The following is a 24,619-nucleotide window of genomic DNA, read 5'->3' as shown; positions in this document are numbered from 1 at the left end:
TTGCAATATAAAAAAAATCCGCTATACCTATTATATAGCGGATCTTAAATATAAATCTAAACTGTTGTTTATGCATCGATATTTGCGTACACAGCGTTCTTTTCTATAAACTCTCTACGTGGTGGTACTTCATCTCCCATTAGCATAGAAAATATACGATCGGCTTCGGTAAGATTTTCGATAGTAACCTGACGCATTGTTCTAAATTCTGGGTTCATTGTGGTATCCCAAAGCTGTTCTGCATTCATCTCTCCAAGACCTTTATATCGTTGTATTTTAGAATTTTCTCCAAACTCTTTTACAATCATATCTCGCTGATCATCGTTCCATGCATATTGTTTTTTAGCTCCTTTTTTCACCAAATACAATGGTGGTGCAGCTATATAGATATGTCCAGCCTCAATCAACTCCTTCATATAACGGAAAAAGAAGGTTAAGATTAATGTAGAAATATGACTACCGTCGACATCGGCATCACACATAATTACAATTTTATGATAGCGTAATTTTGATAAGTTTAGCGCTTTGCTATCTTCTTCGGTTCCAATGGTAACACCAAGAGCCGTAAAAATGTTTTTGATTTCTTCATTTTCAAAAACTTTATGATGCATTGCTTTTTCTACATTCAATATCTTACCACGTAATGGAAGAATTGCCTGAAACATACGATCTCGTCCTTGCTTTGCTGTTCCACCTGCAGAATCTCCCTCGACTAGAAACACCTCACATAATGCAGGGTCCTGTTCTGAGCAATCCGAAAGCTTACCAGGTAAACCTCCTATACTCATCACAGATTTACGCTGTACCATTTCACGTGCTTTTTTAGCGGCGTGACGTGCTTGAGCAGCAAGGATTACTTTTTGAATAATCGTTTTAGCATCATTAGGGTTTTCTTCAAGATAGTTTTCCAACATTTCGGAAACTGCCTGTGAAACGGCAGAAGTAACTTCTCTATTCCCTAATTTAGTTTTTGTCTGACCTTCAAATTGTGGTTCCTGAACTTTTACAGATACAATTGCTGTTAATCCTTCACGAAAATCATCACCAGCAATTTCAAACTTTAGTTTATCTAATAATCCTGAAGCGTCTGCATACTTTTTTAATGTAGACGTAAGACCTCTTCTAAAACCTGATAGATGCGTTCCTCCTTCATGCGTGTTAATGTTGTTTACATAAGAATGTAAATTCTCTGCATAAGAATCATTATAAATCATTGCAACTTCTACCGGAATATTATTTTTTTCACCTTCCATAGAAATTACATCTTCTATAATAGAACTACGACTTGCATCAAGAAATCGTACAAATTCTTTCAATCCTTCTTCAGAAAAGAAAGTTTCTGAAACGTCATTACCTTCATCATCCTGATGACGCTTATCGGTTAATGTAATTGTTATTCCTTTATTAAGGTATGCCAATTCGCGCAGACGACTTGCTAAAGTATCATAATTATACTCTAGTGTTTGTTGAAAAATTGTAGCATCTGGCTTAAACGTTACTATGGTACCATTAAAATCTGTATCTCCTGTAGATTTAACCGGGTATAGTGGCTTTCCTCTTTCATATTCCTGCTCCCATACTTTACCATCTTTATGAACAGTTGCATGCAAATGATCTGATAATGCATTTACACAGGATACTCCTACCCCGTGAAGACCACCAGAAACTTTATAAGAATCTTTATCGAATTTTCCTCCTGCTCCTATTTTGGTCATTACAACCTCTAAAGCAGAAACACCTTCTTTTTTATGTATACCTACAGGAATTCCTCTACCATTATCACGAGTAGTAACAGAATTATCCTCATTGATTGTTACTTGTATAGCATCACAATGCCCTGCCAGTGCTTCATCAATTGAATTATCTACTACTTCATACACCAAATGATGTAACCCTCGAGATCCAACATCACCAATATACATCGATGGACGCATACGTACGTGCTCCATACCTTCGAGTGCCTGAATACTATCGGCGGAGTAATTTTTCTTATTAGCTTCTTCGCTCATAAAATCCCTTAATTAATTATTTTATTTTTTTGACAACAAACAAAGATAAAAAAAGAGTAAAAGGATCAAAGAGTTTTCTCAAGAAGGATTTAACGAGTTATCAACAATTAGTTAAGAATAGTACTAGAAAAATAAAAAACGCTCTTAAAAACGATAAAAATGCCCTTAAAATGAATTTAAGATTTATTTATATTATAGAAAGGAAGATTTCAATTTGCAAGATTTTTAGTTTTTAGTATGTACTATTTTAAGGGTAGCATTTAATTTTATCTTTCAAATTCATTTATGAAACCATCTACTTCGACTCCATCATCTATTTTCATACTTTCTCGCAAGGTAGTTATTATTCCTCGTTTAATTCCTTTTACAAACAACACCTTGCTCCCTTCCTCTTCTTTTATTTCATAATTATAAGTACCACTTCTTAAACCACTATGGATATTTTTTGGTCCCTGGGTGATGACATTATTCTCAACAATCAATTTCCCTGTTGTTTCATTAAAAGTCCACAATACCTCTCCTTTATTATAATCAAGATTTATTCCTTGAAGTCCTCCACTTACATTTTTCAAATTCCAAACACCATTAATAGTCTTTTCTTTTTCCACAGGACCATCATCATCACTATGACAACTTGTTGATATCCCAAATGCAACAATAAGTATTAGAGTTAAAGCTTGTAATTTCATAATTATTATCTTTTTTATTTTCTACACTTATAAGATGTTTTGTTTTTCAATAAGTTGCGTATTACAACTACAAAAAAGGTCCTGTGAAAATACTTTCTCAGGACCTTAAATCTCAATTAACTCAACTTTCAGCTAAAATAAACTGTAATTTTTATCATATAGTAACATCATCATAAGCTTCTTCATGTACATTAGCAATAGCTCTACCACTTGGGTCATTCATATTTTTAAAGGCTTCATCCCATTCTAAAGCAATTTTTGTACTGCATGCTACCGATGGTTCTTGAGGAACACTTAACGCAGCTGTATCACTAGGAAAATGTCCTTCGAAAATAGTTCGATAGTAAAATTCTTCTTTGTTTTGAGGTGTTTGTATTGGGAATCTAAAATGCGCATTCGCCATTTGTTCATCTGTAACTTCTACCTCAACAATTTCTTTTAATGTATCAATCCAGCTATACCCTACTCCATCAGAGAATTGTTCTTTTTGTCTCCAGGCTACACTTTCTGGTAAATAGGATTCAAAAGCTTTACGAATAACCCATTTTTCCATTCTCTCTCCATTGATCATTTTATCTTTTGGGTTAATTCGCATTGCAACATCCATAAACTCTTTGTCTAGAAACGGAACTCGCCCTTCAATTCCCCATGCAGCAAGTGATTTATTTGCTCGTAAACAATCATACATATGTAATTTATTGAGTTTACGCACAGTTTCTTCATGAAATTCTTTTGCATTTGGTGCTTTATGAAAATATAAATACCCTCCAAAAATCTCATCGGCTCCTTCTCCCGACAGCACCATCTTTACTCCCATAGATTTAATAACTCTAGCCATCAGGTACATTGGCGTCGAAGCTCTTATAGTAGTAATATCATAAGTCTCTAAATTATAGATCACATCTTTTATCGCATCGAGACCTTCTCGAATGGTAAATTTTATTTCGTGATGTATGGTTCCTATATGATCAGCTACTTTTTGTGCAGCTTTCAAATCTGGTGAACCTTCTAATCCAACAGAAAACGAGTGTAATTTTGGCCACCATGCATCTTTGGTGTCATCAGATTCTATTCGTTTTTCTGAATATTTTTTTGCTATAGCAGAGGTTACCGAAGAATCTAATCCACCAGACAACAGCACCCCATAAGGAACATCGGACATTAATTGTCTATGAACAGCTGCTTCTAGAGCATCTCTTAGTTCATCAATACTGGTTTGATTTTCCTTCACTGCTTCATAATCAGACCAATCTCTAACATACCACTTCTTTGGCTCTTTTTCTTCGCTTGATAAATAATGTCCAGGAGGAAATAATTCTATTTTGGTACAAACTCCTTCCAGAGCTTTTAACTCAGATGCCACATAGAAAGTACCGTTTTGATCCCACCCCATATAAAGAGGAATAATCCCCATATGATCTCTGGCAATGAGATACGTATTTTTTTCTACATCATATAGTGCAAAAGCAAAAATACCGTTAAGATCATCTAAGAAATCTACACCTTTTTGTTCATATAGTGCTAAAATTATTTCACAATCAGATTCTGTTTGAAAATCATAAGTTCCTTCAAACTGTTTACGAAGCTCTCTATGATTATAAATTTCTCCGTTAGCCGCTAATACCAATTTATTATCCGCACTAAACAATGGTTGTTTACCAGAAACCGGATCTACTATAGCCAATCTTTCATGTGCTAATATTGCATTTTTGCTAGAATATATCCCACTCCAATCTGGGCCTCTATGTCTAATTTTTTTTGACATCTCAAGTAATTGAGGTCGTAACATCTCTGAATCTTGCTTTATATCAAAAGCACAAACAATTCCACACATATTCTTCTTTTTCTATTAATTTGAAAGGTCAAAGGTTGCTTTATAGTTACAAAATTAAAACAATAAACACATTATAACTTACACATTAAAATAAAAAACATGTAAAATCATAATAAAAATAAACTTCTAAAGGGATATATTCTTATCTATACTACCAAATTGTTATCTCAAACATTTAACAGAATTTATAGACTCGATTAACATTTCAATTGTAAGTTCAACGATATCTTTACGTCTGTCATAAAAATTAAAATCAAATTATGAAAAAATCACTCGTATTAGTTATTATTATGTTTTTGGGTACATTATCAAGTGTAAACGCTCAAAAATTTGCAGGACTACAGAAAAGTCCAACCGACATTTCTTATGCCAAGAAAGATAGAAATGCCAAACCAGAGATTAAAGTTGTCTATAGCCGTCCGCAAAAGAAAGGGCGTAAAATATTTGGTAGCTTAGCTGCGTATGACAAAGTATGGAGAACTGGCGCTGATGAAGCTACTGAAATTAGATTTTCTCAGGATGTAAAAATGGGAGATAAAGCTATTAAAACAGGAACATATTCATTATTCACTATCCCGGGAGAAAAAGAATGGACTATTATTATAAATTCTGATCTAGATAGTTGGGGAGCTTACTCTTATGATAAAAGTAAAGATGTTGCTAGAATTAAGGTCCCAGTTGCAAGTGGTGATGAATTAGAAGTGTTCTCTATAGCTTTCAAAAAAGTAGATAAAGGATATCACATGGTAATGGGATGGGATACTACTCGTGTAGAAGTGCCTTTTTATCTATAGCAAACAAAGAATTTAGAATTTAATTCATAAAAAAATAGCTTGAAAATAAATTTTCAAGCTATTTTTTTCCTCAACTTTTGTATTTGTTTTTATCTCGAAAAGAGATAATAAGTTCTTATGTTATCTGTGAATAGCATGACCAGATGCCCCAGGTAACTCTTTTAGAAAATCCATTACAATTCTAAAAGTTAATCTAAATTTTGTGTAAAATAGCCCCATATGTTACGTTTAAAATTAATGTAATTGTTATTCAAATATAATACTGATATAACTCGATGTCAATAAATTTATATATATTTTAGATATAAATCAAGATTTTATCGATAATAAGCACTAAAATCTTAGTTCTCATAAATCCACCCCCTAATGCTTTGTTATTTTATACAAGGATAATGGGGTAATTTCCCTCAATTCCTTAACATAAATTTTTCAAAAGCTTATTCTTTTTCGTTTCATTTAGTTTTCAAAATTGCCCCTCAACAATTTTAAAAAATTCTTATCTATGGATTGCATTACTGCAAGCCGATGGTAATTGTCTTAAAAAGGTTTTTAAAGCCTTTATATCAACAAAAAAAATACCGTAAAATAGCTTCATCATCTTTTGATTTAAAATTGTTATACAAAGATAATGTCTATCCCATTTGACCAATAAAAATTAACTTTGATAAAATGAAATTTTAGACGTAAAACCATCAAAAAACGCTATAATATCAAAAATGGATTTTTGAATGTTAATTTTTGGAGTTTTTTCCTACACAATATAACTGTGTTTTAGGGGTTTTCTCCCCCTTTTTTCCTTTATATCTTTTTAATCAAATTTTCTTAAGACGTACAAAACAACCAAAAAGCACAATTATATTTATATATTATTCTGGAAATACTGTTACTCCTTCCTTATTATAAATACAAATAAGGAAATTATGCTAAATACTTTATAACTTTTTTCTATATTTTTTCCTTCAGTATGAATGTTATACTATGAGAAAATAATGAAGTCTATTGATCAAAATAATTGTAGTGTTTATTCTTATAAAAACTTAAAAACAAATTGATCACTAAAAGTGACCTGAAATTCCTAAGAAACTATTAATTATACTGGGAAGATGAAGTATTTTTGGTTAATCAGAATCAAAAAAACAATTTTTTAAAAAGGAACATTTATTATCAAAAAGATATAGTCTTTTTCTTATATACTATATCATATTTTTCTTACTTATAAAAATTAGTAAGAGATTGTTTCTCAAAACAATCTCTTACTAAGGATCTAATAAATAAAATGGTCGAAGATAATAAACTAGTACATTCATCATAATCATTTATTGATTGCATATTGAGATGCTCCTGGAAGATCTTTTAAAAAATTAATTACTACATTAAAACTTAATCCGAAAATAGAGGTAAAATATTTCATAACTGTCTGGTTTTTAATTACAGTTACAAATTTATCTCATATTTACATTGGTAAGTAAAAAAATCGTTAGCTGGTCTAAAAGAATAATTAAAACGACATTTACATTCGACGAAAGGTAAATTCGCGTTCAAAATCAAAAAGTTTATATAATATTTTATACGATAGTTATCTACGCATAGCATATAGAGATGCCCCTGGTAATTCTTTTATAAAACTGATAAAAGCCCTAAAAGTTAACCCAAATGTAGTGTAAAAATTTTTCATAAGAAACTGATTTTAAATTGTTCACATAAATTTAAACACTACCAAAACAAGTAGTAAAACAAAAATGATAATTTCGATATAAATACTTAAAGAGCTGGGTAAAAAGTATATAAAATATTGAAAAACCATAAACAATGTAGTCTTTTTCCTTCAAAATAAAAAATACAATATGGGGAATTATCCCCAACATTATGGAAAAACCATAACCCATTAATCATTAAATACTTGTATTTTTATTTAAAAAGCCTTAAGAATCAAAGTGATAGAATTTTTTAAGGAATATTTAGGTATTTATGAGTTTGAAGAGAAACTTTCCATTTTGGATTTTTCATAACATAATCCACAATCAGAGGAATCACTTTTTCGCGGACACTCCATTCGGGTTGAAGATACAATACACAATGATCAGAAACCTTGTCTGCTTGCCTTTCTGCAAACTCAAAATCACTTTTATTATAAACAATGCATTTTAACTCATCTGCCTTTTTATAAACTTCCTCTTTAGGAAGTTTTACTTTTTTGGGAGAAAGACAAATCCAGTCCCATTCTCCTGTCAGAGGATATGCCCCAGATGTTTCAATATGAGTTTTAGCTCCTTTGCTTTTAAGTCCTTGAGTTAACATAGTCATATCCCAGGTAAGAGGTTCTCCTCCTGTAACCACAATTACATCGCTATATTGTAGTGCATTTTCTACGATAACATTTGTATCTGTAGGAGGATGTAAATCTGCATTCCAACTTTCTTTTACATCACACCAATGGCACCCAACATCACAACCACCTATCCTAACAAAATATGCTGCCGTTCCTTTGTGATAACCTTCTCCCTGGATAGTATAAAACTCTTCCATCAAAGGAAGCATCTTACCATCATTCACCAATTTCTGTATACTCTTTTGCATAAGGTTGCAAATGTAAATAATATTAAATTACGATTTTAGAATAATTACATCTTAAAAACTCTACTAATCAAATTATAAGATACAAACAAAAATGGCTTAATCTGCTATCTATAGCATTGTACACACCTCTTCTTTATTCAGATTTAACCGCGATACATTCTATTTCGATCTTAGCACCAACAGCCAATCCTTTGGCAGCAAAGGTGGTACGTGCTGGTTTTTGTGGGAAGTAGGTTTTATACACTTCATTAAAAGCAGAAAAATCTTCTATATCAGCTAAAATCACAGTACATTTTACGACATCTTCCATATTCATACCATGATGTTGTAAAACTGCTTTAATATTTTCTAAAGTTTGTTTTGTTTCGGGTTGTATTCCTCCTGACACCAATTTTCTCACACTATGATCCATTCCTACCTGGCCAGACAGAAAAAATAGATTTCCTACCTGTACAGCATCAGAAAAAGGAGCAGCTGATTTTTTAGGCTCGTGCGTTTTATGAAAAACTACCGTATCTACAGACTTTATAGTATTTGTATTACAACTCATTAAAAAAGCGAAGAAACAAATTATTAATGTTATTTTTTTCATGGATCCTAAATAATAAAAAATTAGTATTATGATTTACTTTATATTAAAAGTAACTTATAATTTCTATAGAAAAGTTAAGATTCCTATTTTTATGCAAAATTATATTTAATTATGAGTGATAATCAGGCATTTCTTGAACATATTAACGAAGGCTATAAAACCAAAGGTGATTTCCTAACTATGGGAGCCGCTATGTATAATGGTGAAACAGTAACCGATGCTCATGTAAAAATCCCTTTAAAAACATTAAATCGCCACGGATTAATTGCCGGTGCTACAGGTACAGGTAAAACTAAGACTCTACAAGTACTTGCAGAAAATCTAAGTGAACAAGGAATACCTGTACTGTTAATGGATATAAAAGGAGATCTTAGTGGGATTGCAGCTGCCAGTCCTGGTCATCCCAAAATTGATGAACGTCATGAAAAAATAGGCATCCCATTCGAAGCCAAAGATTTTCCTGTAGAGATTTTATCTCTTTCTGATCAGGATGGTGTTCGGCTAAGAGCTACAGTAAGTGAGTTCGGACCAGTTCTACTATCCAGAATTCTTGATGTTACTACAACTCAAGCAGGAATTATTTCTATCATATTTAAATATTGTGATGATAACAAATTACCATTGTTAGATTTAAAAGATCTAAAAAAAGTCTTACAATATGCTACTCAAGAAGGTAAAAAGGAATTAGAAAAGGATTATGGACGTATTTCTACTGCATCAACGGGATCAATTTTACGTAAAATTGTCGAATTAGAACAACAGGGAGCGGATCTCTTTTTTGGTGAAAAATCTTTTGAAGTTCAGGATTTATGTAGAATTGATGAAAACGGTAGAGGTATTATCAATATTATTAGGTTAACAGATATACAGGATAAGCCAAAGTTGTTTTCTACATTTATGCTTAGTCTTCTTGCAGAAATATATGGTACTTTCCCAGAACAAGGGGACAGCGGGAGACCAGAACTAGTGATCTTTCTTGATGAGGCTCATCTCATTTTTAAAGAAGCTTCTAATGCACTTATGGGCCAGATCGAGAGTATCGTAAAATTAATACGATCCAAAGGTGTTGGTCTTTACTTTGTAACTCAAAACCCAACTGATGTTCCTGATGGAGTTTTAAGTCAATTAGGGCTCAAAGTTCAGCATGCACTTAGAGCATTTACAGCCAAGGATAGAAAAGCAATTAAACTCACTGCAGAGAATTATCCCATTTCAGAATATTATGATACCAAAGAAATACTTACTTCTTTGGGAATTGGGGAAGCTTTGGTATCTGCTCTTGATGAAAAAGGACGTCCTACCCCATTGGCAGCAACTATGCTAAGAGCTCCTATGAGTCGAATGGACATCCTAAGCGATAATGAATTAAAAGCCTTACTTAAAAAATCAAAGCTCATCCCTAAGTATAATGAAGAGATAGATAGGGAAAGTGCTTATGAGCTTTTAAACGAAAAAATTGAGAAAGCAGAAGCAGAAGAAGCTAAAGCAGCCGCCAAAAAGGAAAGAGAAAAACTAAATAGGGGCTCATCTAGTTCTCGATCTAAAAGTAGAAGAGCTAGTGCTACAGAAAAAGCAGTGATAAAAGTACTTACCAGTGCCACTTTTATTCGAGGAGCTTTAGGAGTACTTAATAAGTTATTGAAATAATTTACGTTTATAATTTAACAAATCACTAAATCATCTAGTTATGGCAAAGAGAATGTTAAAAATTCTTCTTATTTCACTATTACTATATAGCTGTCAAAAAGAACAAAAACAAGATCCGTTTGAGATTACCAATAATAGAATAGGGCTATTAACCAACGAAATACAAATCAAAGAATTAGATTCTATCTACGCCAATGATTCTATTGCAAAAAGAACTGCTGGAGATCAATTTCTTAATAATGTAAATGAAATAGAAATTTATGAAAAAGGAGGAACAAAGCTATTAGTTTTAGAAGCTCATAAAGAATCAGATCCGTTGTCTACTATAGAAAATATTCAAATTGTAGATCCAAGATATAAAACTGCTTCGGGCTTATCTTCTGATGGAGTTTTTAAAGATATCAAAGACCATTACAATATCTCAAAAATTAATAACACACTAAGTACAGCAGTAATATTTGTAGATAGTATTCAGGCATATTTTACCATCGATAAAAAAGAATTATCTAAAAAGTTTCAATCTACTACAGATATAGAAATAACAGCTACAGATATACCTGATTCTGCAAAAATTAAACATTTCTGGATAAGCTGGGATACGGCGAATTAAAAAACAAAAAAATGAGTAAAAAATATCAGATCCAAAAATCCCCTTTTATTGTTCCGACTACCGATGGAAAATTAATAGAAGAGCATTTTGGTATGGCAACTGATCAAAATTCTCAAATTAGTATCGCACATATGATTGCGCCACCTTATTGGAGCGAACCTTTTCAAACTCCAGAGTTTGATGAATACACCTATATTATTAGGGGCAAAAAACAGTTTATCATTGATGGAGAAAAAATAATATTAGAATCAGGGCAATCTATTAAAATTGAAAAAAACACAAGAATTCAATATGCTAACCCTTTTGATTCAGCATGTGAGTATCTTTCCATTTGCCTCCCTGCGTTTACTATGGAAGCAGTACATCGTGAAGGTGAATGAAAGAAAAATATAAAAAATACTTGCCTCTTATTATTGGAAAATACATCCAATTTCTTTTCTTTTTTAATTCAAAAAAGGCAATTAACAAAGCCTACACTTTATTCTGCACCCCAAGAAAAGGTAAAATATTACCCGAACAAGAAGGTTTTCTCGAAGAAGCAGAAGATGAAATAATTCTTATTGATACTGTCTATATCCAAACCTATAGATGGTCTAGTATGGGAGAAACTATTTTATTAATTCATGGATGGGAAAGTAATACACATCGATGGAAAGTACTCATACAAAAATTACATAAAAAAGGATTCAATATAATTGCTTTTGATGCACCCGCACATGGTAATTCTACAGGAAAAATATTAAACGTCCCTTTATACACCAAGTGTCTTCAGAAAATCGTTGAGCTCTATCGACCTAATCATATGATTGGGCATTCTGTTGGGGGTATGGCAACAATATTTCATCAATATACCTATCAAAATGAAGAAATAGAAAAACTAATTGTATTAGCTCCTCCTTCAGAGCTTTCCAGGATCATGAAAGGGTATCAGGAGATATTAAAACTATCTCCTAAATTTATGAAGGCATTGAATCATTATTTTAAAGAAAAACATGGTTACTACTTTGATGAATTTTCTATGGCTAATTTCGCTAAAAATTTAGTAGTTAAAGGGCTTTTAATTCATGATAAAAATGATGATATCGCCCCATATAGTGAAGCCGAAGGTATTAGCAAAAATTGGAACAATGCCCAATTTATAACTACAGAAAATTATGGTCACTCTCTATTTTTTGATGAAGTTGACAATATAATTATTGATTTTTTAAAAGCATAAGCCATAAACAAATCCTAATAGAGCTTTTCTTTGAAAAAAAAGCAATTCCCTCATTTAAAAGGGCCATTTACTCATTATTGTTTTCCTAAAACCGGCTTTCAACATAGATTTACGACAAATCTATATCATGAAAAATTTAATTTATATCTTCTTAGTATTCTCTAGTTTATCCGCTTTTGCTCAAATTAAAGGAAACGCAACAATTATTTCTAGGCAAAATATAATAGTTCCCACAGAATTAGCAAATGCTGATATTTATGGAAATCAAATACAACAATTTAGGCAAAAGGATTTAACGCCTAATCCCGTGATAACAATTGATGCTAAAGTATTAAACAATATTGTTGCCGATTCGTATACAGCAATTTTTAATATCGTACAAATTGGAAAAACATCCCAAGAAACTAATACGATAATGAACGAGAGAGTAGAAAAAGTAAAAGACGAATTGCGAACCAAAGGTATTTTAGAGGGAGATCTTATTATAGATGTCATTTCATTTGTTCCTGTATATGAAACTGTAGTAGAAAAAAAATTATTCAGCAAAAAATACAATGAAGTTCCTAAAGGTTTTGAATTACAACAAAACATCCATATAAAATTCACTAATGTAAATCAATTTGAGAAAATACTTTCTACCTGTGCAAATAACGAAATTTATAATCTTGTAAAAGTAGACTATTTTATAAACGATATACAAACTGTATACAAACAACTACGTACAGAGATACTGAAAACTCTTAAAGAAAAACAACAATTCTATACCGATTTGGGTTTTGATTTAACGTCATATCACCCAACAATAGCAGATACTAAATATTGTCATTTTCCAAAAGAATTTTATAAAAGCTACCAAGCTTTTCATAGCACTTCTTTGGACACATTTAATAAGAAGCAAGGGATTGTAGCTGCAAAAAAACAAACCACATATTATTATGATCCTATCTCTTATAAAGGTTATGATATGGTCATAAATAGCTCAATAGTTGAACCTGTTGTGCAAATAGGTATGGAAATAAAACTACAGTATACACCTAAACCAAAGGAGCAAAAACCAATTGAAAAAGAAGTTACAAACCCAAAATATTTCTTAATCTCACCAGATGGGAAGGTTGATATTAAAGAATTAAAATTAAATTAATACCATTTATCATTTTGTTATAACCATTATCTTTGCATACTATTTTTATTGTATGCTTGAAAAAAATTTCACCAGACTTAATAAATATCTAAGCGAAGTGGGCTATTGCTCACGTCGTGAGGCAGATAAATTAATCGACCAGGGTCGTGTAACTATTAATGGTAAAGTCCCAGAAATGGGAACCAAAGTTACTCCCGATGATATTGTTCGGGTAGATGGTGATTTAGTAAATCAAACGAAAGAAAAACACGTCTACCTTGCTTTTAATAAACCTGTTGGTATAGTTTGTACAACAGCAAAAAATGAAAAGGATAATATCATTGACTATATCAATTATCCTAAACGTATTTTTCCTATCGGTCGATTAGATAAACCTAGTGAAGGGCTTATTTTTTTAACTAGTGATGGAGATATCGTCAATAAAATTCTTAGAGCGAGAAATAATCATGAAAAAGAATATGTAGTAACGGTAAATAAATTAATCAATCCATTATTTATAAAACGAATGAGTAATGGAGTTCCGATTCTCGATACTATAACCCGTAAATGTGAAGTAGAACAAATTAGTAAATATGATTTTAGAATCGTGTTGACTCAAGGCCTTAATCGTCAAATTCGAAGAATGTGCGAATACCTGGGATACGAAGTGATGAAGCTTAAACGAATTAGAATCATGAATGTTCCTCTTGATGTTCCTTTAGGAGAATGGAGGTATTTAACAGAAAAAGAATTAGAGATTCTTAATACCGATGTTGGAGATTCGAGTAAAACAGAAGAAGCTTCTGTATTAGAAGATACTCAACCAAAGAAAAGAACTAATAACTCAAGACGGTTTACTTCTAAAAACCACAAAAAAGGAAATTCTAATAAAAGAAGCGCTCAAAGATCTAGAGACAAAAAGAGAAAAGATCGAAGAAACTAGCTTTTTTTCGTTGTTAATTATATCTTAATTTCCTTATTCGCAAGTTTTTTCCTTTTCTAAAATACCTAAATTGTCTTACTAATCAATTCTCGATCCCATGACGCGTATACTGTTTTCTTTATTTTTTTTGGTAAGTATTACAACTTGGAGCCAGTCAGAATATGAGCCTTCAGAAGCACATCCTTTTGGGCAGCCGAATCCTGAAGCACCAAAAGAAATTTTGGATTTTGCACCTCTTATAGGAAAATGTAATTGCATTTCCCAAACCAGAAATCAAGATCGAACCTGGGGAGAGCCAAATAAAATGACCTGGGAATTTAAGTATATTATGAACGGGATGGCTGTTCAGGATCAAACCTTAAAAGCAGATGGTCGACATTCTGGTAGCATAAGACAATTTAATGCCGATAGTAGTCAATGGTATGTGCATTATTATTCATCGGTAAGAGCCACCCCTGTACTGTCTTCCTGGAAAGGAAATAAGAAAGACGGAAAGATCATTTTATATCGTAAACAAAAAGCTCCTAATGGTATGGAAGGTTTTTCTAAGCTTAGTTTTTATGATATTAATGACAAAGGATTTAAATGGCTTGGTGAATGGGTAGATACAAATGAGTCTATTGCTTTTCCGACCTGGAAAATTGAATGTACCAGACAAGAAAACACAGAACAACTCTTTGATGAAGAACTAATAAGAGCCGAGGCAAAAGCATTTTCTGATGCTTATCTAAGACAAGATTATGAAGCTATCGCAAAAATTTACACCGATAATGCAAAAATATTTCCAACCGATGCACCTATCATTAAAGGATATGAAGCTATTAAAAAAAGATGGGAGGGGTCAAATGGTTACACACCTATCGAACATGAAATAACTCCCGAAGAAATTATAATTCTCGGAAATACTGCTCATGATTATGGAACCTATAAAGGAAAAAATAAAAATGATGACGGAACCGAAGTAACCTATCAAGGAAAATATGTCGTTATCTGGAAAAAAGTTAACGATCAATGGAAAATGTATTTGGACATTTGGAATAGAATAAAAAAATAACCCTAATAATTTCATTAGAAAATGAATACCTTATCCCCTTTTCATCTGGCAATTCCTGTCCATGATTTAGCAAATGCCAGAAATTTTTATAAGAATATCCTGGAACTTGAAGAAGGTCGAAGTAGTGATCACTGGGTAGATTTTAATTTTTTTGGTCATCAATTGGTAATTCATTATAAGTCAAAAACAAACATAGAAGACAATCATAATAATTTGGTAGATGGTAAGGATGTTCCTGTTCCTCATTTCGGGATCATTCTAGAATGGAATATATGGCAAGATCTTGCAAAAAAACTATCAGATAAAAATATACAATTTGTTATAGCGCCTTATATCAGGTTTAAGGGAGAAGTTGGAGAACAAGCTACTATGTTCTTTTATGATCCTTGTGGTAATGCATTAGAGTTTAAATCATTTAAAGACACCTCCCAAATTTTTGCAAAATAGGCAACTCTTATCTCTCTATAGTAAGCAGAAAAAGAGCATTTCACAAATAAAATGTAAGTATAATCCTACCTTTCTATTAAGATCAAGGCTTAAATTACGTATTTTAAAGGATTTTTATTATATTAGGGCTATAAGCAAATTTTTTGCTGTTTTTTAACATATTTAACCTAATTATAATTTTGTTTTAAACAATTAATAACCATAATCTCAAAAAGTTTAGTAATGAGAAGAATTATACTTTTTAATATTTTAATGACTTTGATTCTAGTTAGCTGTGGTGTTCCTCAGGCTGATCTTGATAAATTAAAGGAAGAAAATGATAAATTAAAAAAAGAAATCGCAGAATGCCAGTTAACTCCTAGTCAAATACTTGAGCAAGCGCAGGAGTATCATGATGCCTTAGATTATATCAGAAGTAAAGAACGTCTTGAAGTTCTGTTAGATAAATACCCTAACTCTAGCGAAACCAAGAAAGGAAAAAGCTTATTAAAAAAGGTTAAGAAAGAGATTCTTCAAGCTGAAAAAGCACTAAATAAAGATGAGTTAACAGAAAAAAATAACTCTAAAGAGTATCAAAAAGCGATTGCTAAAATGCGGAAGAAGTATGATGCTGTGAATGAGGTGACCTGGTACTCAGATAAATCTTCTATCCAGGTAAATACTAAAAGTTATTTTCAGATTTATATTGGTAAAAAAGATAATCGCAAACCTTGGTTAGGATTTTCTATAAACTATTTTACCAAAAAAGATTGGTTATTTGTTCAAAGAATCGAAATAGATGTAGATGGTAAAATTTATGATGTAGAAGAAGATACACCAGGAGAATTTAATTCGAAAGAAGAATCCGGAGGAAAAAGAGAATGGATTGATCGTGTTGTAAAACAGCTTGAGATGCCTATGATAAAAGCAATTGCTTCAGGAAAAAAAGTTAAAATAACATATTTCGGAAAAGAAGATGTTGACTCAAGGATTGTAAGTAAAGCAGAGAAGAAATCTATGAAAAATGTTTTGGCAGCCTTTGATCTGCTTAGAGAGCTTCATTAAATTATAAAAAAACCTAAAATAAGCGGTTTAAAAAAATAGATTAACAATATGTTCGTTTATTTTTTAAACCGTTTCTTTTATACAAATTAATACTAAAATAGGGTTCGTAATCGAATACTTTGATTTTGTAGATGATATCCTAAAAATTCTCCCTATATTCCGCCACTATGGAATAAAACAGAAAAAGAAGAATGGAATTTATTAAACCCTTGACCTATGGAGTGCCTCTTTTTTTGGTACTAATTTTATTAGAACTCACCTACAGTAAAACCCACAATAACAAAGACTTATACAACTGGAAAGATTTAACTGCCAGCTTAACTATGGGTGTGGGATCTGCAATCATAGGGCCATTGATCAAAACTATTTTTTCTATTGTACTTTTTCATTTTGTATATGAACTTTTTAACCCAGAAATCGATGGGGTGCGAACTAATATTATGGGTTGGAAATCCTTTGGATTTGCATGGTATGTTTGGCTTTTATGTCAGCTTGCAGATGACTATACTTATTATTGGTTTCATAGACAAAATCATATGGTAAGAGTTTTGTGGGCTGCCCACATTGTACACCATTCTTCGGATAATTTTAACCTGGGTACTGCTGTAAGAAATGGGTGGTTTACTCTTCTTTACAAACCATTATTTTATATGTGGTTACCGGCAATAGGTTTCCCCCCCGAGATGGTAATAGTTTGCCTGGGTATTGAAGCTTTATGGCAATTTCAACTTCATTCGGTGTATGTTCCTAAAATGGGATTTGTGGAAAAAATATTCAATACACACACTATGCATCAGGTACATCATGCCAAAAATGTAGAATACATGGATAAAAACCATGGTGGATTTCTCAATATTTTTGATAAGATATTTGGTACCTGGAAAGAACTAGACGAAGACATAGAAATACAATATGGTGTTACACATGCACCAAATTCATATAATCCCTGGGTGATTCTTACTCATGAATATAAGGATATATGGAATGACACCAAAAAATCAAAAAACTGGTATCATAAATTCATGTATATTTTTGGCCCTCCCGGTTGGAGTCATGACGGTAGTACTTTGACCGTAAAACAAATGCAACGAGAACTTAAGCTTAAAAAACAAAAAGCTTAATAAAAATCCTTATTTTTAAGATTCTCAAGAATATTTATCATTATGGACTACCAAGATGTCATAGATCAACAACGTTTGTTTTTTAATACGAATGCGACAAAAGACATCTCTTTTAGAAGTAGAGAACTAAAGAAGCTAAAAAATGTTTTACAAAAAAATGAGAAGCTACTTTATGCGTCTATTTATACAGATTTTAAAAAATCTGAATTTGAAACTTATGTTACCGAGTTATCCATAATCTATCACGAAATTGATCTTGCTTTAGTAAAAATTAAAAAATGGGCCCGAAAAAGAAAAGCTTCTACAGGTTTGGCAAATCTTCCTGGGAGAAGTTACATTATCCCAGAACCTTACGGAAGTATTCTTGTAATTGGAGCATGGAATTATCCCTACCAGTTATCACTTTGTCCTGCGATAGCAGCAATTGCTGCTGGATGTACTGTTATTCTTAAACCAAGTGAGGTACCATCTCATACCTCTAAGGCGATGGCTTCGCTTATCAATCAAAATTTTGATCCTGCTTTTTTTAAAGTTATCGAAGGCGGAGTACAAGAAACATCTGATCTTTTAAAAGTTAAATTCGATAAAATATTTTTTACAGGTAGTGTATCAGTAGGAAAAATAATCTATCAGGCAGCCGCAAAACATCTTACTCCGGTTACCCTGGAATTAGGAGGAAAAAGCCCTGCAATTGTAACTAAAGGTATACATATTAATATGGCAGCCAAAAGATTGGTTTGGGCCAAATTTCTTAATGCCGGGCAAACTTGTATTGCCCCCGATTATGTCTTGGTAGAATCCTCTATATATGATCAATTCTTAGCAGCGATGAAAAATCACATTAATAAAGCTGATTATAAAGTAACTCATCATAATTATACACAGATCATTAATGATAAGAATTTTGATCGACTTAATAGCTTAATAGATCCCGATAAAATATATGTAGGTGGCTTGGGTGATCCAGAAGAGCGAGTAATACCTCCAACAATTCTTAAAGATATTTCTTTTTCTGATAAAGTAATGCAAGAAGAAATCTTTGGTCCTATTTTACCAGTGCTTTCATTTGACTCTATCGATGAGGCTATCACAAAAGTTAAAACACTATCCAAACCTCTTTCTTGCTATGTTTTTACTAAAAACAAAGCTGTAAAAAACAAAATTCTAAACGAAATATCCTTTGGAGGTGGTGCTGTAAATGATGCTGTAATGCATTTTGCAGAACAATCTCTTCCTTTTGGAGGTGTTGGTGACAGTGGTATCGGAAATTATCATGGAAAATATGGATTTGATACCTTTTCTCACTTCAAAGGTATTCTTCAAAAACCATTTTGGATAGAACTTAATTTAAAGTATGCTCCATATAGTACAAAAAAGTTGAAATGGTTAAAAAGAATTATCGGGTAAGTACATCGTAACTAGTTAAAGTTGTTTTCAATAATTTGATAAAAAAGCATTAACATCTATCGTCGGGCTTTGATCGCAAAGACTAGTGGATACAACTTCTCTTTTGTAACAAACATCTTATTTTCATCCTTAATCAAACTGGGAAAAACCTCATAAGGTGATCCATCATATTCATTTAAATATTCTATAGTTAATCCAGCCTCTGTAAGAGATGATACTACTTCTCCTAATCCATGATTCCATCCATACTCCTTACTAATCATATTAGATTCTGGATTAGCATAGGTTCCTTGATATTCTTCATAGATCACATCTTTTTGATGATATCCATATTTCAGTATAGGCTTCTCTTTTAAATAATCAAACATCCATACTATAGGATGAAACTCAACTATATAAAAAACACCACCAGGTTTTAGTCGTTCAGCAATCATCTTGCCCCAGGGTTTTAGATCTGGTAACCATCCGATGACCCCATAACTAGTAAAAACAATATCAAACTTGTCTTTAACATATTCTGAAGTATCTAACACATTACAACATACAAATTTTGCATCCAGATCCAACTCTGCATTTAAACTTTTGGCCAATTCGATTCCTTTTTCGGATAGATCAACACCTGTACATTTTGCTCCTAACCTACTCCAACTTAATGTATCCTGCCCAAAGTGACATTGAAGATGTAATAATGATTTACCAGACACATCTCCAAGCGCTTCTAATTCATATTGTTTCAATGAGGTTTTTCCTTTTTTAAAAGCCTCCATATCATAAAAATCACTTCTGGCATGAATATCAACTTTTTTATTCCAGGTCTGTTTATTGGTTTCAAAATAATCGTGTAGTTCTTTAGGCATTGTAGTAATTAATTTAATCAGGTATTTTTTTTATAAAAATAATAAAGTCAATGCTATTAAAGCACATAATAAAAAACAATAAGGTGTACAAAACAAATACAAAACTGTAACTTTGAAAATCAGTTTTCAATCATATAATTATGAATAATTTCTCTATTACATTTTTTGTTTTTGTTATGTGTATTTCATTTTCAGGAAAATCACAATCTTTCAATACCCCAGAAAGTATAACATTTGATGAAGCTACGGACTCTTATTATGTTTCAAATATTGGTAATGGAGAAATCCTTAAAATAGATAAAACAGGTATAAAAACATCTTTTGTCTCGGGATATACTTCATTTCTTGGTGTAAAACTACATAATGGAGTTATTTATAGTGCAGAAGATAATAAATCTGGAGATGATTTTGTTAGAGGGTTTGACGTATCCACAGGGAAGTTAGTATTTTCATTACGTATTCCAAACACTAAACAACTTAATGATATCGAGTTTGATAATGCCGGAGATTTATACATTTCGGATCGCGAAGGACATACAATTTTCAAAGTATCTATTGACCATAAATCTTATGAAATTCTGAACAATACTATTAATACTCCAAACGGACTTTATTTTGATGCTCAAAAAAATAGATTATTAGTTTGTAATACGATAGATAAAAGTGAAGTGTACGAAATAGATTTAGAAAGCAAAAAGACCACATTAATTGTCAAGACCAATTATCCGCATTTAGATGGAATTACAATGGACAAAAGTGGATTAATTTATCTTACTAGCTGGTCAATTGATTGGAAAAACAGTATCCTTTTAAAATATGACAGTAAAGAATTTACCGAAATTGCAACAAATAGCAATGGGATGGCCGACATAGAATATAATCAAAAAACAAATTCGATAGATGTTGTGCAGTTATATGACAACTCGGTATTACACTTTAATCTTTCGAATAAAAAATAGTATCGTTTATATATAAAATTCTAACTCGATTTTTTATATATAGAATCAGCACACCTTTTATAAATAAGAGGTTTCACACAACTCAAAAGTTGTTTATACTTATAATTTGATTCAAAAAACCTTATTTTTTTCTACTTTTTTTTCTTAGTTGAGGTTTCCCGTAAGAATTCTAAAAAAATCTGTATTAAATTAGTAATAGAGAAAGAAATAGCAAAAAATATACTTCTCATTATACGTCAGTTTACAGATCAATAATTACTTATACTTACTATAACTAACTATGAATGACTTAATTTTAAAAGATATAAATATGAGTTTAAATAGAATAGCTAGAAAAAGTGGTGTAACATTAAACTCACTTAGAGATCTTACCGAAGGAAATGTAAGATCTGGCATAGCAAATAAGCTTGGGGTTACAACTTCTTCATTACAAACATTTGTAGATGGAGGTACAAGTAATGGACTTGCTTCTAAAATAGAAATAACCTCATCGAGCTTACAAGAGCTTAGAAATATGATTGGACAACGAGGTGCAATTGGATTAATCGTTAGATTATTATTAGTTTGAACCTCCTAGCTACCATAATTTATTATAATCGATATTCTTGATAAGAATATCGACAACTCCTATATTGTTTCTCTGTTTCGAGAAAAACACATTCTACAGATACTTAATACTCAAAAGAGCACCAATAAGATCAAAATCACAGACTCAAATCTTTTATATTAATTTGTAATAAAGTCACATAAAAAACGACCTACACTATATGATAAAAGAATTTAAAGAATTTTCGACCGGTGCTGTATTAAAAATTGCCAACGAAGAACTATTACAAACTTATAAGACATCAAAACTTGTAGAATTATATACTTTTATCTGGGTAAGAGATACTGATATTAGTATGGAGATTGATGGAATTTCTACAACAGTCAAAAAAAATAAAATTGTAGTGTTAACTCCAAATCAATATTTTAAGTTTATTGATGGATCAAATGCCTTAGTATATCAGTTTAACAGAGAGTTTTATTGTATCAAAGATCACGATAAAGAAGTAAGCTGTGTGGGAATACTTTTTCATGGCAATACCACCATCTCTATTGTAGAATTAAATACAAAAGAACAAAGTAAATTAGACCAATTGCACAAGGTTTTTTTGGATGAATTAGATACAGTAGATACCATACAAGCAGAAATGTTGCGCATGCTAATGGCCAGATTTATAATAACAACCACTCGCCTTATTAAACAACAAAGCAATTATAACAATCTTGGAGATCAGGTAGATTTGATCAGAAATTTTAATATCCTGGTAGATACTCATTTTAGAAAAGAACATACTGTAGGTTTTTATGCTCAAAAACTATTTAAATCTCCCAAAACCTTGTCAAATAATTTTGCTAAATTTGAAAAAAGTCCGTTACAAATTATTCATGATCGAATAATTTTAGAAGCCAAACGCCTACTTATCTATACAGATAAATCTGCTAAAGAGATTGCATATGAAATTGGTTTTGAAGACGCATCTCATCTTAGCAGAATGTTTAAAAGACATACATCTCTTTCTCCTTCAGAGTTTAAAAAACAATTGAAACCAGAACTCGAAAGGAAATATTGACAAGAATACGGGAAAAAGATATATGTTATATTATTCATATTTGCCCCAACTTTACATTATAAAAAGTAAAATCAATTACCGAGGTATTTTCGGGTAAAGTATATTAGATATGAAAACTTCAATTCGCACCGCTAAAACAGCAATATTTAGCATCTTATTCCTCTCTCTTTCGATAAGTAATGCTCAAATAATTTATGAAGATCAATTAGAGACTGTATACCTAAATAAAAATGCAGAAGAAGTTGTGTATACAAATAGTTTTAGCAGTTTTAATAGTAACCTTATTGCTAAAAATGAAATCAGTTTCAAGAATCAAATTCGAAAAGCTAACCAAAACAATGATCATTTATTGTTTCTTTCAGAGAGAAGCAACCTGCAAATTTTAACAGCAACTTATTTAAAAACCATACGTAGAGGTGCTAACCAAAGTAATGATTCTAAGTCATTTAAAGTCTTTCTTAATAAGAAATTACCAGAGTTAATTCATCAATTCAAAAAAGATAATAATCTAGAAGAATTGTATATTATCTCAAGAAAGAATACTTTTAATGGGAAAATCGACGCTTTACCCGGTGTTTTGTAACGTGTTTACCACACTTGAAAGCTAACAAACAACAACCTAACATGAAAAAGATTCTACCCCTCTTGTTACGAATCATCGTAGCATTGATCTTAATTCAAACACTAAGATTTAAATTTACTGCTCATCCAGACAGTGTGTATATTTTCACAAAAGTTGGATTAGAACCCTATGGGCGAATAGGAACAGGAATAACCGAACTAATTGCCGGGGTCTTATTATTAATACCCAAAACAGCGTGGATTGGCGCAATGTTAACCCTTGGTATTATAGGAGGAGCTATCATGATGCATTTAACCAAGCTAGGCATTGAAATTAACAATGATGGCGGAATTCTCTTCATTACAGCTGTAGTAACTTTTCTATTAAGTGCTGTTATCCTTTGGATGAGAAGAAAAGAAGTCAAGTTTTTTTAACTCTAATATGATTAGATACTAAGTTATAGTATTCAAAAAAAAGTAATCAACACCTCTTTTTAATAGAGGTGTTTTTTTATGCTCGGGAAAAATCGACAAGCCTCAGGGAAAAACTACCATTTCTTTCCCTTCTTCTATGACGCATCTTTGCATTGTTAATTTAAAACAATACAAAAATGACAGTACAACATAAATCAATTTTCAATTTAATTGAAATTTTTAGCCAAGGAAGAAAAAAAATAGCTGCTGCTATTCATCCAAAAACACATTGTGAGCAAAAAGCTATTCATGATTTTTATTGTGATACCAAAAAATCTTTTGCACAAAGATAAGTATCAAAATAGATCGGGAAAATTTGACAAGTAATCGGGAAAAACAACTATTCTATCCCGCCTATTTCAACACGATCTTTGCCTCAATAATTTAAAACAACAGAAACTCAAAAAGGTTTCAATTTTAATAAAATAACTTAAAACAATTATATTATGAGCACATTTAATGTACCAACAAGAGAAGAAGTAAACGCTGGTAATCAAGCAATATTTGACAATCTAAACAAAGCATTAGGATTCGTACCAAATCTATATGCCACCTACGCCCACAGTGATACTGCACTAGAAAATTATTTAAACTTTTCAAATGCAAAAACATCACTCTCTGCCAAAGAAAAAGAAGTAGTGAATTTAGCCGTAAGCCAGGTAAATGACTGTATTTATTGTTTATCTGCCCATACAGCTATAGGAAAAATGAATGGATTTACCGATGAGCAAATTTTAGAGCTTAGAGCTGGCCGTGCTTCTTTCGACACTAAACTAAATGCATTAGCCGGATTAGCCAAAAATATTACAGAAAATAGAGGTAAAGCTAATCAGGATGTTGTAGACAATTTTTTTAATGCTGGATATTCTAAAGGAAACTTAATAGATACTATCGTATTAGTAGGAGATAAAACAATTTCTAATTATATACATAGTACAACCCAGGTTCCTGTAGATTTTCCAGTTGCACAACCACTAGAAACTACCGAAGTCTAATTACCCCCGATTGAACCTCACAGATTGATATCAAACTCGATCGGTATCTTCTC

General features: G+C 31.7%; 25 protein-coding genes. 19 read left to right on the top strand and 6 right to left on the bottom strand.

Going from position 1 to position 24,619, the window contains the following annotated elements:
- Window positions 1-68: 68 nt before the first annotated feature.
- The 3 genes from gyrB to asnB all read right to left on the bottom strand — a co-directional run bounded on the left by gyrB (window position 69) and on the right by asnB (window position 4,532).
- The gene (gene gyrB / locus ATO12_RS13860) at window positions 69-2,009 is read right to left on the bottom strand and encodes a DNA topoisomerase (ATP-hydrolyzing) subunit B (protein ID WP_034242768.1); all 1,941 of its coding nucleotides are present in this window, start codon (window positions 2,007-2,009) and stop codon (window positions 69-71) included.
- Window positions 2,010-2,275: 266 nt separating this feature from the next.
- Window positions 2,276-2,698: a hypothetical protein gene (locus tag ATO12_RS13850; protein ID WP_034242766.1), complete on the bottom strand. Its 423-nt coding sequence runs from the start codon at window positions 2,696-2,698 to the stop codon at window positions 2,276-2,278.
- Between the two features lie 154 nt (window positions 2,699-2,852).
- Window positions 2,853-4,532: an asparagine synthase B gene (asnB, locus tag ATO12_RS13845; protein ID WP_034242765.1), complete on the bottom strand. Its 1,680-nt coding sequence runs from the start codon at window positions 4,530-4,532 to the stop codon at window positions 2,853-2,855.
- A 260-nt stretch (window positions 4,533-4,792) separates the two neighbouring features.
- Between asnB and ATO12_RS13840 the strand changes: the two genes are divergently transcribed.
- A complete protein-coding gene (locus ATO12_RS13840) occupies window positions 4,793-5,326 on the top strand; it encodes a DUF2911 domain-containing protein (protein ID WP_034242764.1) in 534 nt (177 codons plus the stop codon).
- 1,947 nt (window positions 5,327-7,273) lie between these two features.
- Here the strand turns inward: ATO12_RS13840 and ATO12_RS13835 are convergent.
- On the bottom strand, window positions 7,274-7,903 hold the full coding sequence (locus ATO12_RS13835; protein ID WP_034242763.1) for a 7-carboxy-7-deazaguanine synthase QueE: 630 nt from the start codon (window positions 7,901-7,903) through the stop codon (window positions 7,274-7,276).
- A gap of 133 nt (window positions 7,904-8,036) precedes the next feature.
- Window positions 8,037-8,453, bottom strand: a complete 417-nt coding sequence (locus ATO12_RS13830; protein ID WP_240486136.1) for a RidA family protein — start codon at window positions 8,451-8,453, stop codon at window positions 8,037-8,039.
- Window positions 8,454-8,606: 153 nt separating this feature from the next.
- Between ATO12_RS13830 and ATO12_RS13825 the strand changes: the two genes are divergently transcribed.
- The 11 genes from ATO12_RS13825 to ATO12_RS13770 all read left to right on the top strand — a co-directional run bounded on the left by ATO12_RS13825 (window position 8,607) and on the right by ATO12_RS13770 (window position 19,104).
- Window positions 8,607-10,142, top strand: coding sequence for a helicase HerA-like domain-containing protein (locus ATO12_RS13825; protein WP_034242761.1), 1,536 nt, complete (start codon window positions 8,607-8,609; stop codon window positions 10,140-10,142).
- A 40-nt stretch (window positions 10,143-10,182) separates the two neighbouring features.
- Window positions 10,183-10,752, top strand: a complete 570-nt coding sequence (locus ATO12_RS13820; protein ID WP_034242760.1) for a hypothetical protein — start codon at window positions 10,183-10,185, stop codon at window positions 10,750-10,752.
- 11 nt (window positions 10,753-10,763) lie between these two features.
- Window positions 10,764-11,132: a cupin domain-containing protein gene (locus tag ATO12_RS13815; RefSeq protein WP_034242759.1), complete on the top strand. Its 369-nt coding sequence runs from the start codon at window positions 10,764-10,766 to the stop codon at window positions 11,130-11,132.
- Window positions 11,129-11,968 (top strand): alpha/beta hydrolase, encoded by an 840-nt coding sequence (locus tag ATO12_RS13810; RefSeq protein WP_034242758.1) that lies wholly within the window; start codon window positions 11,129-11,131, stop codon window positions 11,966-11,968. Before ATO12_RS13815 ends, ATO12_RS13810 begins: the two co-directional genes overlap by 4 nt.
- Before the next feature lie 127 nt (window positions 11,969-12,095).
- Window positions 12,096-13,109 carry an SIMPL domain-containing protein gene (locus ATO12_RS13805; protein WP_034242757.1) on the top strand — a complete coding sequence of 338 codons (1,014 nt, stop codon included), beginning with the start codon at window positions 12,096-12,098 and terminating at the stop codon, window positions 13,107-13,109.
- A 52-nt stretch (window positions 13,110-13,161) separates the two neighbouring features.
- Window positions 13,162-14,031 carry a 23S rRNA pseudouridine(2604) synthase RluF gene (gene rluF, locus ATO12_RS13800; protein ID WP_034242756.1) on the top strand — a complete coding sequence of 290 codons (870 nt, stop codon included), beginning with the start codon at window positions 13,162-13,164 and terminating at the stop codon, window positions 14,029-14,031.
- Between the two features lie 97 nt (window positions 14,032-14,128).
- On the top strand, window positions 14,129-15,085 hold the full coding sequence (locus ATO12_RS25355; RefSeq protein WP_081802073.1) for a YybH family protein: 957 nt from the start codon (window positions 14,129-14,131) through the stop codon (window positions 15,083-15,085).
- Window positions 15,086-15,106: 21 nt separating this feature from the next.
- Entirely contained in the window at window positions 15,107-15,532 is a 426-nt protein-coding gene (locus ATO12_RS13785) for a VOC family protein (RefSeq protein ID WP_034242755.1), read from the top strand.
- 222 nt (window positions 15,533-15,754) lie between these two features.
- Window positions 15,755-16,576: a hypothetical protein gene (locus tag ATO12_RS13780; RefSeq protein ID WP_131248837.1), complete on the top strand. Its 822-nt coding sequence runs from the start codon at window positions 15,755-15,757 to the stop codon at window positions 16,574-16,576.
- A 191-nt stretch (window positions 16,577-16,767) separates the two neighbouring features.
- Entirely contained in the window at window positions 16,768-17,697 is a 930-nt protein-coding gene (locus ATO12_RS13775) for a sterol desaturase family protein (RefSeq protein WP_034242753.1), read from the top strand.
- Between the two features lie 42 nt (window positions 17,698-17,739).
- Entirely contained in the window at window positions 17,740-19,104 is a 1,365-nt protein-coding gene (locus ATO12_RS13770; protein WP_034242752.1) for an aldehyde dehydrogenase, read from the top strand.
- A gap of 56 nt (window positions 19,105-19,160) precedes the next feature.
- Here ATO12_RS13770 and ATO12_RS13765 read toward each other — a convergent pair whose 3' ends face one another.
- Window positions 19,161-19,961 (bottom strand): class I SAM-dependent methyltransferase, encoded by an 801-nt coding sequence (locus ATO12_RS13765; RefSeq protein ID WP_034242751.1) that lies wholly within the window; start codon window positions 19,959-19,961, stop codon window positions 19,161-19,163.
- A 140-nt stretch (window positions 19,962-20,101) separates the two neighbouring features.
- Here ATO12_RS13765 and ATO12_RS13760 point away from each other — a divergent pair, with 140 nt between their 5' ends.
- From ATO12_RS13760 to ATO12_RS13735, 7 genes are all read left to right on the top strand, one after another.
- The gene (locus ATO12_RS13760; RefSeq protein WP_034242750.1) at window positions 20,102-20,920 is read left to right on the top strand and encodes an SMP-30/gluconolactonase/LRE family protein; all 819 of its coding nucleotides are present in this window, start codon (window positions 20,102-20,104) and stop codon (window positions 20,918-20,920) included.
- Window positions 20,921-21,230: 310 nt separating this feature from the next.
- Window positions 21,231-21,488, top strand: a complete 258-nt coding sequence (locus ATO12_RS13755; RefSeq protein WP_165583381.1) for a hypothetical protein — start codon at window positions 21,231-21,233, stop codon at window positions 21,486-21,488.
- A gap of 199 nt (window positions 21,489-21,687) precedes the next feature.
- Window positions 21,688-22,536 (top strand): helix-turn-helix domain-containing protein, encoded by an 849-nt coding sequence (locus ATO12_RS13750; protein WP_034242747.1) that lies wholly within the window; start codon window positions 21,688-21,690, stop codon window positions 22,534-22,536.
- Window positions 22,537-22,645: 109 nt separating this feature from the next.
- Window positions 22,646-23,119, top strand: a complete 474-nt coding sequence (locus ATO12_RS13745) for a hypothetical protein (RefSeq protein ID WP_034242746.1) — start codon at window positions 22,646-22,648, stop codon at window positions 23,117-23,119.
- A gap of 41 nt (window positions 23,120-23,160) precedes the next feature.
- On the top strand, window positions 23,161-23,532 hold the full coding sequence (locus tag ATO12_RS13740) for a DoxX family membrane protein (RefSeq protein ID WP_034243483.1): 372 nt from the start codon (window positions 23,161-23,163) through the stop codon (window positions 23,530-23,532).
- Between the two features lie 176 nt (window positions 23,533-23,708).
- Entirely contained in the window at window positions 23,709-23,864 is a 156-nt protein-coding gene (locus ATO12_RS26105) for a hypothetical protein (protein WP_160112139.1), read from the top strand.
- A gap of 153 nt (window positions 23,865-24,017) precedes the next feature.
- Window positions 24,018-24,566, top strand: coding sequence for a carboxymuconolactone decarboxylase family protein (locus ATO12_RS13735; protein ID WP_034242745.1), 549 nt, complete (start codon window positions 24,018-24,020; stop codon window positions 24,564-24,566).
- Window positions 24,567-24,619: the final 53 nt, after the last annotated feature.

This window comes from Aquimarina atlantica (assembly GCF_000626715.1).
In the GTDB taxonomy this organism is placed as follows: Bacteria; Bacteroidota; Bacteroidia; order Flavobacteriales; family Flavobacteriaceae; genus Aquimarina; species Aquimarina atlantica.
Note: the sequence above shows the minus strand (reverse complement) of the source record. Positions and strands in the feature narration are given on the sequence as shown.

Excerpts from the sequence above, each read along its gene's own strand:
- gyrB (WP_034242768.1), bottom strand. The coding sequence starts at position 2,009 with ATGAGCGAAGAAGCTAATAAGAAAAATTACTCCGCCGATAGTATTCAG.
- ATO12_RS13850 (WP_034242766.1), bottom strand. The coding sequence starts at position 2,698 with ATGAAATTACAAGCTTTAACTCTAATACTTATTGTTGCATTTGGGATA.
- asnB (WP_034242765.1), bottom strand. The coding sequence starts at position 4,532 with ATGTGTGGAATTGTTTGTGCTTTTGATATAAAGCAAGATTCAGAGATG.
- ATO12_RS13840 (WP_034242764.1), top strand. The coding sequence starts at position 4,793 with ATGAAAAAATCACTCGTATTAGTTATTATTATGTTTTTGGGTACATTA.
- ATO12_RS13835 (WP_034242763.1), bottom strand. The coding sequence starts at position 7,903 with ATGCAAAAGAGTATACAGAAATTGGTGAATGATGGTAAGATGCTTCCT.
- ATO12_RS13830 (WP_240486136.1), bottom strand. The coding sequence starts at position 8,453 with ATGAGTTGTAATACAAATACTATAAAGTCTGTAGATACGGTAGTTTTT.
- ATO12_RS13825 (WP_034242761.1), top strand. The coding sequence starts at position 8,607 with ATGAGTGATAATCAGGCATTTCTTGAACATATTAACGAAGGCTATAAA.
- ATO12_RS13820 (WP_034242760.1), top strand. The coding sequence starts at position 10,183 with ATGGCAAAGAGAATGTTAAAAATTCTTCTTATTTCACTATTACTATAT.
- ATO12_RS13815 (WP_034242759.1), top strand. The coding sequence starts at position 10,764 with ATGAGTAAAAAATATCAGATCCAAAAATCCCCTTTTATTGTTCCGACT.
- ATO12_RS13810 (WP_034242758.1), top strand. The coding sequence starts at position 11,129 with ATGAAAGAAAAATATAAAAAATACTTGCCTCTTATTATTGGAAAATAC.
- ATO12_RS13805 (WP_034242757.1), top strand. The coding sequence starts at position 12,096 with ATGAAAAATTTAATTTATATCTTCTTAGTATTCTCTAGTTTATCCGCT.
- rluF (WP_034242756.1), top strand. The coding sequence starts at position 13,162 with ATGCTTGAAAAAAATTTCACCAGACTTAATAAATATCTAAGCGAAGTG.
- ATO12_RS25355 (WP_081802073.1), top strand. The coding sequence starts at position 14,129 with ATGACGCGTATACTGTTTTCTTTATTTTTTTTGGTAAGTATTACAACT.
- ATO12_RS13785 (WP_034242755.1), top strand. The coding sequence starts at position 15,107 with ATGAATACCTTATCCCCTTTTCATCTGGCAATTCCTGTCCATGATTTA.
- ATO12_RS13780 (WP_131248837.1), top strand. The coding sequence starts at position 15,755 with ATGAGAAGAATTATACTTTTTAATATTTTAATGACTTTGATTCTAGTT.
- ATO12_RS13775 (WP_034242753.1), top strand. The coding sequence starts at position 16,768 with ATGGAATTTATTAAACCCTTGACCTATGGAGTGCCTCTTTTTTTGGTA.
- ATO12_RS13770 (WP_034242752.1), top strand. The coding sequence starts at position 17,740 with ATGGACTACCAAGATGTCATAGATCAACAACGTTTGTTTTTTAATACG.
- ATO12_RS13765 (WP_034242751.1), bottom strand. The coding sequence starts at position 19,961 with ATGCCTAAAGAACTACACGATTATTTTGAAACCAATAAACAGACCTGG.
- ATO12_RS13760 (WP_034242750.1), top strand. The coding sequence starts at position 20,102 with ATGAATAATTTCTCTATTACATTTTTTGTTTTTGTTATGTGTATTTCA.
- ATO12_RS13755 (WP_165583381.1), top strand. The coding sequence starts at position 21,231 with ATGAGTTTAAATAGAATAGCTAGAAAAAGTGGTGTAACATTAAACTCA.
- ATO12_RS13750 (WP_034242747.1), top strand. The coding sequence starts at position 21,688 with ATGATAAAAGAATTTAAAGAATTTTCGACCGGTGCTGTATTAAAAATT.
- ATO12_RS13745 (WP_034242746.1), top strand. The coding sequence starts at position 22,646 with ATGAAAACTTCAATTCGCACCGCTAAAACAGCAATATTTAGCATCTTA.
- ATO12_RS13740 (WP_034243483.1), top strand. The coding sequence starts at position 23,161 with ATGAAAAAGATTCTACCCCTCTTGTTACGAATCATCGTAGCATTGATC.
- ATO12_RS26105 (WP_160112139.1), top strand. The coding sequence starts at position 23,709 with ATGACAGTACAACATAAATCAATTTTCAATTTAATTGAAATTTTTAGC.
- ATO12_RS13735 (WP_034242745.1), top strand. The coding sequence starts at position 24,018 with ATGAGCACATTTAATGTACCAACAAGAGAAGAAGTAAACGCTGGTAAT.